The 11,241-nt window shown below is 55.2% G+C and carries 11 protein-coding genes; 6 read left to right on the top strand and 5 right to left on the bottom strand.

Going from position 1 to position 11,241, the window contains the following annotated elements; translation table 11 throughout:
* The first annotated feature begins 9 nt into the window (after positions 1–9).
* Complete coding sequence (locus tag RHJ02_RS09375; RefSeq protein WP_302676020.1) at positions 10–876, top strand: tetratricopeptide repeat protein; 867 nt, start codon at positions 10–12, stop codon at positions 874–876.
* 1 nt (position 877) lies between these two features.
* Positions 878–1,417: a GNAT family N-acetyltransferase gene (locus tag RHJ02_RS09370; protein ID WP_310800161.1), complete on the top strand. Its 540-nt coding sequence runs from the start codon at positions 878–880 to the stop codon at positions 1,415–1,417.
* Here the strand turns inward: RHJ02_RS09370 and recA are convergent.
* Together recA and RHJ02_RS09360 are read right to left on the bottom strand one after the other, a co-directional pair.
* Complete coding sequence (gene recA / locus RHJ02_RS09365) at positions 1,384–2,442, bottom strand: recombinase RecA (protein ID WP_206199939.1); 1,059 nt, start codon at positions 2,440–2,442, stop codon at positions 1,384–1,386. The genes RHJ02_RS09370 and recA overlap by 34 nt on opposite strands.
* Before the next feature lie 74 nt (positions 2,443–2,516).
* Positions 2,517–3,305, bottom strand: a complete 789-nt coding sequence (locus tag RHJ02_RS09360; protein WP_206199938.1) for a hypothetical protein — start codon at positions 3,303–3,305, stop codon at positions 2,517–2,519.
* A 32-nt stretch (positions 3,306–3,337) separates the two neighbouring features.
* On the opposite strand from RHJ02_RS09360, the gene RHJ02_RS09355 reads away from it, so the two are divergent.
* Positions 3,338–3,796: a co-chaperone YbbN gene (locus tag RHJ02_RS09355; RefSeq protein WP_225901551.1), complete on the top strand. Its 459-nt coding sequence runs from the start codon at positions 3,338–3,340 to the stop codon at positions 3,794–3,796.
* A 14-nt stretch (positions 3,797–3,810) separates the two neighbouring features.
* Positions 3,811–4,968, top strand: a complete 1,158-nt coding sequence (locus RHJ02_RS09350) for a DUF58 domain-containing protein (protein ID WP_310800160.1) — start codon at positions 3,811–3,813, stop codon at positions 4,966–4,968.
* Here RHJ02_RS09350 and RHJ02_RS09345 read toward each other — a convergent pair.
* On the bottom strand, positions 4,965–7,646 hold the full coding sequence (locus tag RHJ02_RS09345) for a CHAT domain-containing tetratricopeptide repeat protein (RefSeq protein ID WP_310800159.1): 2,682 nt from the start codon (positions 7,644–7,646) through the stop codon (positions 4,965–4,967). The two genes, RHJ02_RS09350 and RHJ02_RS09345, sit on opposite strands and share 4 nt — an antisense overlap.
* Positions 7,647–8,082: 436 nt before the next feature.
* Here RHJ02_RS09345 and RHJ02_RS09340 point away from each other — a divergent pair, with 436 nt between their 5' ends.
* A complete protein-coding gene (locus tag RHJ02_RS09340) occupies positions 8,083–8,343 on the top strand; it encodes a hypothetical protein (protein ID WP_206199935.1) in 261 nt (86 codons plus the stop codon).
* A 163-nt stretch (positions 8,344–8,506) separates the two neighbouring features.
* Positions 8,507–8,722, top strand: a complete 216-nt coding sequence (locus tag RHJ02_RS09335) for a hypothetical protein (RefSeq protein WP_206199934.1) — start codon at positions 8,507–8,509, stop codon at positions 8,720–8,722.
* On the opposite strand, the gene RHJ02_RS09330 is transcribed toward RHJ02_RS09335, so the two are convergent.
* Positions 8,719–10,176, bottom strand: coding sequence for a DUF58 domain-containing protein (locus RHJ02_RS09330; RefSeq protein ID WP_310800158.1), 1,458 nt, complete (start codon positions 10,174–10,176; stop codon positions 8,719–8,721). The two genes, RHJ02_RS09335 and RHJ02_RS09330, sit on opposite strands and share 4 nt — an antisense overlap.
* Positions 10,173–11,114, bottom strand: coding sequence for a MoxR family ATPase (locus RHJ02_RS09325; protein ID WP_310800157.1), 942 nt, complete (start codon positions 11,112–11,114; stop codon positions 10,173–10,175). The genes RHJ02_RS09330 and RHJ02_RS09325 overlap by 4 nt, the downstream gene beginning before the upstream one ends.
* Between the last annotated feature and the right edge of the window lie 127 nt (positions 11,115–11,241).

Genomic DNA, 11,241 nt, shown 5'->3' with positions numbered 1-11,241 from the left:
GTGCCTAAAATGCTTGCCCGTTTAACCCTGAGTCTGGGTCTTGTTCTCCTGAGTGGCAGTCTGGCAACGGCACAAGTGGTGTTACCGCGCACCCTTGAACTCAATGCCAAGGAGATGGAGCAAAATGGTTTTATTGTGGCGCAAGAAGCCCTGCAACTGGCACAGTTCCAGCAATTTCAAGAGGCGTTGGTGCGGGCAAAACTGGCAGTGCAGTTGGCACCTCAAGCCCACGAAATTTGGGCATTGCTGGGGGGACTCTACCTCACGGTCAATCAACCCAAGGATGCAGTGCCAGCCCTAGAGCAGTCTTTGAAACTCAATGATAAAAATCCGGGGGCTTATTTCAACTTAGGCTCTGCCCATTTTCGCCTCGGACATTATGGAGCCTCAGTGCGGGCGATCGAGCAGGGATTGGCACTGAAACCCGATGCCAAAGAGGAATGGTTCAACCTTGGCAACGCCTATCTAAAACTGGGACAAAAGGATCGGGCGATCGAGCAATACCGCCGCTCATTGCGCTTGGATCGTCAGTTTTGGCCAGCCTATACCAACATTGGCCTCGTGCTCTATGAACAAGGCAATATCCGCCAAGCGGCAAAAAACTGGGAACAGGCGGCAAACATTGACCCCAAAGCCAGTGAGCCGAAACTTGCTTTGGCCACAGCCCTGCTGCAACTGGGGAATGAAGCAAGAGCACTACAACTGGCAGCGGAAGCCCTGCGTCTCGATAGCCGCTACGGCACGGTGGAATTCCAGCGGGAAAACCTCTGGGGCGATCGCCTAGTGGCCGATACGCAAACCCTATTGGCCAAGCCCCCTCTGCGGGCACTGATGAGCCAACTCCAACCTGAGCAATCTGCCCTTCCTCAGCCCTAGAATGATTGAGATTCGTGCGGCAGAGATCACTGACCTTGCCAGCATTGCCCAATTAGTGGCCTTGAGTTTTCACCCCGGTGGTGGTTGGCAAGCCCTTTGGCGCAGCTTTGTCCAGTTGGGGATGGAGCAGGATTTGCGCGATCGCTGGCAGCGCGAGCGTCCCCACTACCAGTGTTGGCTAGCCGTCATATCCATGGGAACGTCTGCTCTATGTGTGGGGAGTGTGGAAGTGCAGCTCCGTGAGATCAAGGGTGAACCCAAACCTTACCTGTCCAATTTGGCAGTGCATCCGGACTACCGGCGGCGTGGCATTGGCCGTCGCTTGTTGCACACTGTTGAGGGCAGCCTTTGCTCTACCTATTGCGATCTCTATCTGCACGTCCTTGCTCACAATCAAGCAGCACAGCAATTATATGCCCGCTGTGGCTTTGCAGTGGTTGAGGAAGGCTTCACCTTTTGGGGAGAGCGGAAATTGCTCCTACGGAAGTCCTTCGCGGGCGATCGCCCCTATTCTCCGTCACCCATGTCATCGTGGGTATGAGTCACCGTATTGGCGGAGACAACTGCCCCTTGGTCTAGCTTTTGCCGCACCTGCTGTTCGACCTCTTGGGCAAAGCTGGGGTTCTCCTCCATGTATTTAATCGTGTTGTCGCGGCCTTGGGCCAAATTTTCGCCGTTGTAGGAATACCAAGCCCCTTTGCGGCTAATCACACCGGTTTCCTCGGCCATATCAAGAATGCAGCCAAGATTGGAAATACCCTTACCAAAAATAATGTCAAACTCGGCAATGCGAAAGGGCGGTGCCACCTTGTTTTTGGCCACCTTAACTTTGGCGCGAATCCCAAATTCCTCCGTTCCCTTCTTCAGGGTTTGCACCCGCCGAATATCCAAACGCACTGAGGCGTAGAACTTAAGTGCTGTTCCCCCCGTTGTCGTTTCTGGGTTACCGTAGGTAATACCAATTTTTTGCCGCAATTGGTTCAAAAAAATCACGGTGCAGCCCGTTTTGCCAATATTGCCGGTAATTTTGCGCAGGCCTTGGCTCATGAGGCGCGCTTGCAGCCCCACATGGCTGTCGCCCATTTCCCCTTCTAGTTCAGCGCGGGGCACCAAGGCAGCAACGGAGTCCACCACCACAATATCTACGGCTGTCGAGCGCACCAGTTGATCAACAATTTCTAGACCCACTTCGCCAGTGTCTGGCTGGGCAACCAGTAGGTTTTCAATGTCCACGCCGAGGGCAGCCGCATAGGTGGGATCAAGAGCATGTTCAGCATCCACAAAGGCAGCCACGCCACCGGCTTTTTGGACTTCAGCTACGGCATGGAGCGCCAAGGTAGTTTTCCCCGAACTTTCAGGGCCATAAATTTCAATGATCCGCCCCTTCGGCAGTCCACCCCCCAAAGCAAGGTCAAGGGTGAGTGCCCCGCTAGAGATGGTTTCCACTTTCATGCGGGTGGCATCCCCAAGGCGCATGATGCTGCCCTTACCAAAGTTGCGTTCGATTTGGGAGACGGCAAGCTCAAGGGCTTTGCGCTTTTCGGGGGAAAGGGTGGTGTCACTCATAGCAAGCTGAAGAAGTTGGCACTTTTCTAGGTTAGCGGATTGGCGAAATTGATGGCTTAAGCTGCGAGGGTGAGTTAGATCAGCTTGCGACGCACAACGATGGCATTATCACCCACCACCGGATCACGGACAAGCAGGTGACCTTCGGTATCCACCACAATCACGGTCTGATACCCCAAGTCATGGGCAGTTTGCCAAAGGTTCTGGGCTAGTTGATCCTGCTTTGTAGGACTGAGATCATACCAACTGTTGGCCAGCATCAATTCCAAGCGCTGTTCGCTGGGGGTGAGGGTGAGGGTGGGATCAAGAGCGTTGCTGTAGCGATCGCAAAGGGCCAGCAATTGTTGGCGGACGGTGAGGCTGTCACTGACGAAAGTGGAAGGAGCGATCGCCCCTAGTGACGGAGTGGGTGTCGGTGTCGGCTGGGGTATTGGGGCGGGTGTTGCCGCCACTGGTGTGGGTGCCGGGCGGGGTTGCACAAGGACACTGGGTTGGGGACGCTGGGTTGCTTTCACCGTTGGCCGAGGGGGAGATTGAAACCAACTCAGGGGATTCAACCAGAGCAAAATGAGAAGTAGGGCGATCGCGATCCCAGTTAGAGTAGCGCGGTTATAACGCTCCTGGAGATGACTCGGCAGCCGTTGCTGCACCCAGCCCATTCCCTGCCACCATAGGGCTGCCCCTCGACTGACCCATGAACGTTCCGGAGTCAACTGCTCTGGGGCGATCGCCCGTTGTGTGGCCACCCCCTTGAGTTGCTCTGTGGCCTTGCTAAGCAGGTTATTGATCCCCTGTAGCATGGCGATCGCTTCCCGTAACAGCAGGGGGAAAAGTTTTTGCCAAAGGGTGGGCTTGGGGGTCATTTGGGAGCGCCAATCGATCGTATGAGCTATTTTTGATCCTACGGCATCAGATCGCCGCAAATCGCTGCTGCAAAACCGCCGCTGACTGCTACCATGATCCCAAGACAAACCGAGATAACAACGTGAAGGGCATTCAGCAATTTAATATTGAAGGATTCCAGCGGCAAATTCGCAGTGCCCCTGTGCCTGTGATCGTGCATTTTTGGGCTCCTTGGTGTGGCCTCTGCCGCCTCATTGATCCCCTGCTGGATCAACTGGAGCAGTCGCTGCCGCACCGGTTGCAAATTCTTCGGATCAATGCCGATGAAAACTTTGCCCTCAGTCGTCACTTTCAACTGACGAGCCTGCCAACCCTTCTTTTTTTTGAGCGCGGCGAATTGGTGCAGCGGTTTGATCCTGCTCTTGTCAAGGGGGACTTTCGTCAAGCCTTGCAGCAACTGCTTGCCCACTCCTTTCCTAGCCTCTTGCCTGCTGAGTCCCACCGCTCCTAAGACCCGAAGTTGCGATGACTAAGCTGCGTCGCCTCAGTCAGTTTTTAGAGGAACGCTGGGTGACCCCCGCCTATGCGGGACTGCTGCTATTGGGCATGAATCTCTTTCTTTTTGCGGCAGCCATTAATTCGATGGCGGGTTGGCTGTACGTGATTACGGGGATCATTTTTGGTCTGCTCTTGGTGGCGGCGATTCTACCGCCGCGCTATTTGCGGGGATTGGTGCTGGAGCGAGCCAAGGTGGATCCAGTTCATGCGGGCGATCGCCTACGCCTGACCGTCTTTCTGACCAATGCCACCCAAACGCCTCGCCACAATTTGCAAGTGATTGACCCCGTTCCCCGTGGCCTCTGGTCAGCCACCCAGCGCGAATGTCCCCAACAGGCGATCGAGCGGCTGCCACCACAGGAAACAACCACTTGGCAGTACGATCTCATCCCACCGCGGCGGGGGATTTATGAGTGGCAACAGCTTCGGCTGCGCACCGCTGCCCCCTTGGGCCTCTTTTGGTGTCAGCGCTCATTTCCCGTACCGCAGCAGGTGGTGGTTTATCCGCAGGTTTTGCAACTGCAACAGTGTCCTTTACTCGATCAACTGGGGCAAGAGATTTCCCAAGAGTGGCGCGATCGCCAGCATCATCTTCACGTTGCCCAAGAGGGCATCACCCGTGCCTTACGTCCCTACCGCTGGGGAGACCCTTTGCGTCTAGTGCATTGGCGCACCAGTGCCCGCTATGGCGAACTGCGAGTGCGCGAGTTTGACACCTTTAGCGGTGGTAATGCCGTGACCGTTGCCCTTGATACCCGTCCCCACTGGAGCGGCGAAGACTTTGAGCAGGCGGTGATTGCGGCGGCTAGCCTCTACCTTTACAGTTTGCAACAGCAAATTCCTGTCCAGTTTTGGAGTCCCGCCACGGGGATGCTCCACGGTCAGCCAACGGTACTGCGGGCCCTAGCAGCGATCGCCCCCGGCGACACCGATGCTGAGTATCCCATCGATTCCCTTGTCTGGTTCACCAGTCAATGGCCTAGTCCTGAACCTTTGCCCCCCGGCAGTATCACTGTGCTCTGGGGAGAGCCACCCTCACGGCGGCATGGGGCAATTCTGTGGATTGATCGCGATCGCCCCCTCGGCAGCCAATTACAAACCCCTATCAGCTACCCCCTGTCTTAGGGCAGCGGGCGCCACTCACCACTGCTAACAAAGGCCGCCCAAAAATAGGGAATTTGCTTACTGGAGTCATTCATTAACTGCAACTGCGCTTGCCGTAGGGCTTCACTGCGTCCCTTGCCAGCCGCTAGATTTTGATAAAAGGCAACCATCAGTTGTTGGGTCGTGGTGTCATCCACCTTCCAGAGGGAACTCACTTGGGTACGTGCCCCCGCCAAGGTAAAGGCTCGCCGCAAGCCATAGACACCATCGCCATTGAGAATATCGCCACGCCCCGTATCACAGGCGGACATCACCACTAACTCGGTACCATCAAGGTTAATGCCGGTGACTTCAAAAGCCGTTAACACGCCATCATCCACCCCACTCTGCCGTTGATTGAAACCCGCCAAGGCCAAGCCGGAGCGCAACAGTGGATTTTCCCCCCTAAAGGGAGTATTGGCATTGAGACCACGAGTGTTTTGCAGCACTTGGGGAGAGACGGGCGGACTCTCTAGGAAAAATCCATGGGTGGCGAGGTGAAGTACCCGTGGCCGCTGCGTTTGTTTGATGGTAGTTTCGGTGGCACTGCTACCCGTGAGGATCTGCGCTTGGGGCAAGAGCGTGCTTACGGTTTTCACCTCCGTGGCGGTTCCGGGTAACTCCGTAAATGTCAGGCTGCGCAAATCCAGCGATCGCGGGTTCACTCCCCGCTGACTACCGGCCACAGCACGACCACTCCCTTGACTAAACGTGGGATTACCCACTACCAAGGGGGGATTTGCCGGTTTGCCCCGCTGTTGCAGCCGCAGCAAGTCGCGTCCTGAGGTGAGCAGTGTGATCGTATAGGACTGCACCAGATAGCGATCCTGCCGATCCACCAAGGCCTCAAAGGAGAGAGTATTGAGCTGACCGTCGGGAGCCACCAGCAGATGGGTACTGCCCGCTAGGAAGGGTTCCAGAGGAGCCAAGAGGCGCTCATAGGCCGCCTTCAAAGAGGGCTTCGTTACCGTAGCGGGCAATCTTGGATCCGCCATCCGCTGGCGTGCTGCCTTAATGACCGTATCGAGATCAGCGACGGTACCCAAGTCACGCCATTGGGGAGCACCCCTATTTTTCAGGGCATAGAGGGCGTAACGGGGCGCTTCCCAGCGGTTGGCTTTCGGGTTGTAGGGCACATACTGGATAAACTCCAATAGCACAGCATTGGCGGGAATCGCTTGCTGCACCGCACTGAGGGTGACGGGGGTAACGTCTAAACGGAAGCTGACATTTTGACTCATCAGCTGGGCTTCCAGTTGGTTAGCACGCTGTTCGAGTTGGCTAATTTGGCTGGCCGGCGGTGGGCGATCGCGCACAAAGGTGAGGCTAGCAATCTGTGTTCGCACACGAATTAATTCATCCAGTTGCTGCTGCCCCGAGGCATCCAATTGATTGCGCAGGCGACTGGCCGTTGCCGCTAAAACATCCAACAACCGACCTTTACGGCGCAAAATGGTAGTCAAGGCTAGGTTGGCCACTGCTGGATTCTGGGGATTCCCCTGTAAATGGAAGGAAATCGCGGTGTTGGTGGAGTCTTGAAACGTGGCCAGATAGTTGCGCTTGTATTCCTCAGAGCCAACCACGAGGTTGCGGCTAAGGTTGACCTCTTCAATCTCAAGGGCGCGGTTGAGAGCCGTTAAGGCCTCGTTGATCATTCCCTGTGCCCAGTAGGCTTTGGCTAAATTGGCAAGACTCAGCGCCAAGTAGGGATGTTCGCCACCAAGGGTACGCTGCCGCAGGGCAATACTGCGTTGATAGAGGGGAAGCGCTGCCCCGTAATTGCCTTGGACTCGATAGAGTTCAGCCAAGTTGTTGAGGCTAGTGGCCACATCGGGGTGATCTGTCCCCAGCACTTTTTCGCGGATGGCCAAACTGCGTTGGTAAAGGGGTAGTGCCGCGCCATAATTGCTCTGAGCACGATAGAGTTCGGCAAGGTTATTCAACACCGTTGCCACCAAGGGATGTTCTGTCCCTAAGGCGGGTTCGAGGAGACCCAGACTGCGCTGGTAGAGGGGCAAGGCTGTGGTTAGGCTGCCCTGCAAATGGTACATCACTGCCAAGTTGTGCACACTCAAGCCCACATCGGGATGGGTCTTGCCAAGGGCTTGTTCACGGATGGCAAGGGCGCGTTGATAGAGGGGCAGAGCCTCACCGTAGTTGCCTTGATCGGTGTAGAGGTTGGCGAGGTTATTGAGGCTGGTGGCAACATCGGAATGATTGGCGCCAAGGGCTTGTTCACGGATGGCTAAGCTGCGCTGATAGAGGGGAATCGCCTCACTAAAGTTGCCCAGTTCCTTGTAGGTGACAGCAAGGTTATTCAAAGTTGCAGCCACAGTGGGGTGATGGGCACCTAAAACCCGCTCAGCGATCGCTACCAATTCCCGCGAGGGTGCCACTGCTGCGCCATAATTCCCCTGTTTTTGCAACTGCTCAATCTGATTTGTGAGGGCAATGACATGATTACTATCGCCGCCAAAAGAGGTTTTGCGAATCACGTCTAGTTCACTGACGGCGGCACTATAGCGCTGTTGTAGGGCATCCAACCGCTGCATAATATCGCGCAACTGTTGGGCTTCATTTTGTGCGAGTCCCCGCTGGTAAAATCCTGTGGTGGTGGCGATCGCCAACAGAAGCGCAAAACCACACCGATGACCCGACATCTGTCTCATAAAGCACCTGCCGCTGCTGTCATCTCTATCCTAGACAGCTAACTTTCAGAATGCGTTCCCAATGTAACGACAAATTACAGTTATCCCCTAACCCCTAGGCGTTGCCTATAATAGAAGTGTTACGGTTGTTAACAATTCACGATAATCTCTCATTTGCAACCGAACTTAGCAATAGCAATAGCAGCCTTAATGCCTGACGGGCAGGGTTTTCGGCTATTCTTGGGAACACTCGCAGAAACAACAATCGCAGTTAGGGTAGGCTTATCTAAAGGTCATCAATTTGTAAAGACGTGTAATTCATTTTTCAATTCTTTATTTGTATTGATGAGAACGAAGTGCCTATGAAGTATTTCCACTCACCAATCATCCCAACTAATCAATGTTTCTTTAAGTGATTTTCTGCGTCAACTCAGCCGAGAGTATTTTTATGGATAGTGATGGTTATTTACCAGAGATTCTTACCCTTCTAAGACAATTGCTACCTTTGTTGATTAGCCTTTTAGATGATGCCTTTGCCCTTGTCCTGACCCGCCTCGGTTGCCATCTTCCTTGGCTCGAGAAGATCATGCCTTTTGTCCTCAGTGGAGTGACGCTCTATGTGATTATTCATGGCGGTAAGGTGATCCACGAGTTTTGCCAGCAGAAATGGGAATCACCTCAATCCCCGAATGTATCCCCGTTGCAATAGTGTTAGGAAATCCCCACAAATCCCACTGCATTTTGGTAGTCATTTTTACAATCGTGGGCGATCGCCGTTAAGATCAAGGTGAGGCCTATGACCGTTGAATGTGGGTGTGGGAAGCGCACGGAAGCCTGTGTCGCCGTGAACAACGGTGAATTCGAGGCAACCTATGGAACTGCAACGTTCAGTCCCCCCAGCAATTGAGCAAGAATTTATTCGACGTCAGGTGGTGAGTCAACTCCTGCAAGCGCGTTTGCGGGCAACTTGTGGGCTGACGCAGACCTCGACACCCCTTCCCCTAGGGACACCAACGGGCGATCGCCCACCCCTACGGCCATTACAGGAGCCAAGGAATACCAGTGTGATCGAGGCTAGCCAACCCTAGAGTCGGCCACGGGCTTTCAGCAGCAAATAGCGATCCACCAGTTGCTCACTCATTTGATCCGCAGGCGCGTCAAGGACAAGAACCCCCTGTTGCTCCAAGTGGGCAAAGGCACGTTGCCGCTGATGCAGCAGATCGAGAGCGACGGCCTGTTCATAGAGGCTGGTCACTTGATCCACGGCAGCTAAGGGCTGTGGCATCAACGGGCGGTGGGCAAGGGTTTCAATGTGGCGATCGCGCAAGGCAACGCAGAAGGGTAGAAAACGCGGCGTGAGGCGAGCCATGGCTGCGAGGAGTTCTTGGGAAGCCACCTCATCAATGACCTCTGTGAGAACCACCACAAGGGCACGGCGGGTATAGTGTCCCAAGATCGCACTGACGGTGCCCACATAGTCAGATTCTTCGAGAACGGGTTCACAGCGATACACCTGACTCAGAATCTGCCCCAGATGGGAATCGCCACTTTGAGGCGCAATCCACGTGTGCAGTTGCTGATCAAAAATCCCCAAGCCCACCTTATCCCCCCGTCGCAAGCCCGTCAGCGCCAGTGCCAATGCCGCGTTTAAGCCCCAGTCAAAGCGTTTCAAACCAGCGACAGTAGCGGTCATCAAGCGGCCTCGATCCAGCAGAATGATCAGGGGTTGATCCCGTTCGGGTTCCATGGCGCGCACAAGAGGCCGTCCGCGGCGGGCACTCGCTTTCCAGTCCATGAGGCGCAGATCATCCCCCAAGTGGTACTCCCGCAATTCGGCAAACTCGGTGCCCCCCAAGGCATAGCGTCGCCGCCGCAAGCTGCCACTGAAGTCTAAACTGAGGCGAATCGAGAGCGATCGCAAGCCCATCAAATCGGGATAGACTTCCACTTCAGTCACAACGGGTGCAAACCAGCGTCGCCACGCCAAGCCCCAAGAACTGCGCAGCCGCACATCGCAGCCTGACCATTGAAAGGCACCCCGTCGCGGTGGAAACACATGGTAGAGCAATTCCAGCGTACTCTGGGCTGAGGCCGCAAAGGCAAAGTAGGGGATTTCACCCGTAAACTCAGCAGGCACATAGTCGTAGAGTTCAACCCAGATCTGCTCATTCAAGGAAACCTCACCACGGGTGTGCAGCCTGAGGCGAATCGGGTTTTGCCGACCAATGGAGAGCCGTGACTCACAGGCGCGATCGAGGGTCAGTTGCCAGCGACCGATGCGGATATAGTCCCACAGGGACAGGCCGAAAATGACCAGATCGTACAGTCCCATCAGGAGCCATCCCAGCCCCAGAGGCCAGTGGTGCAACCATTCCCGCAACTTCCCTTGGGGAACCGCCTCGGTGATCGGCCATAGCTCTGCTGGCAGAAAGCTGGTCAGCACTGGAAAGAGAAGCCCCAGCAGCAACAGGCCATAGAAGCGAACCGTGGGCACCCAGCGGGGGCGATGGCGACCAAACTGATAACTGGCAGGTGCTTTCATCGGGGGACAGCAACTTTCGCGAGAATACCTTGGATCACTTGGGGCAGCGTGGTGCCGTCTAACTGGGCTTCGGGCTTGAGGATTAAGCGGTGTTGCAGTAGCGGGGTGGCGATCGCCTTCACATCCTCAGGGGTGACATAGCTGCGATCCTCTAACCATGCTTGGGCTTGGGTGGCACGTAACCAGCCCACCGCCGCTCGTGGGGAAGCCCCCAACAGCAGTTCGGGATGTTGACGACTGGCCTGCACCAAAGCCAACAGATACTCCAACACCGCAGGCGCTACATGGACTTGCCGCACTTGCTGCCGTGCTGCCAAGACTTGCTCAACGGTAATCAACGGCTCCAAATTGAGTTGATCGAGATCCCGCGCCTCAAAGCCCCCAAGGGCATTTTCAAGCATTTGCCGTTCTGAAGTTGGCTCTGGGTAGGGGACGACTAGCTTAAATAGGAAGCGATCCAGTTGGGCTTCTGGCAGCGGATATGTCCCTTCAAATTCCAAGGGGTTTTGGGTGGCCACTGTCCAAAATAAACCCGAGAGGGGGAGAGTGGTGCCGTCAAGGGTTACCTGCCGTTCTTCCATGGCTTCGAGGAGAGCCGCTTGGGTCTTAGGCGGTGTGCGGTTAATTTCATCCGCCAGCAGCACTTGGGTAAAAATTGGCCCCTTGCGCAGGCGAAATGTGCGACTGTTAAAGTCAAAGATACTCGTACCGAGAATATCGGCGGGGAGGACATCGGGGGTGAGTTGGATACGGCGAAATTCCGCTGCAATCAGGCGAGCGAGGAGCTTCACAAGGAGGGTTTTGGCGGTTCCCGGCACCCCCTCAAGGATGACATGGCCTTCGGCGAGGAGTGCCACAACCAACCCTTGGGCGATCGCCCCTTGACCGACAACAATCTCATTGAGACGCTGCTGCAGGCGATGAAAAAGCGCTTTCACACCCGTTCTGTCACTGCTAAACTCTCCCAATGCTAGCAGAGGTCTTGACAATCTCCCCTTGATGACAATCAATAAATTATCGTCTAGGAAAATTGGCTAGAATACAGATCGAGGGACTTTGGGCAAA

Source organism: Thermosynechococcus sp. TG215, assembly GCF_031583455.1.
In the GTDB taxonomy this organism is placed as follows: Bacteria; Cyanobacteriota; Cyanobacteriia; order Thermosynechococcales; family Thermosynechococcaceae; genus Thermosynechococcus.
The sequence above is the reverse complement of the archived record's forward strand: the minus strand, read 5'-3'. Positions and strand labels throughout refer to the sequence as shown.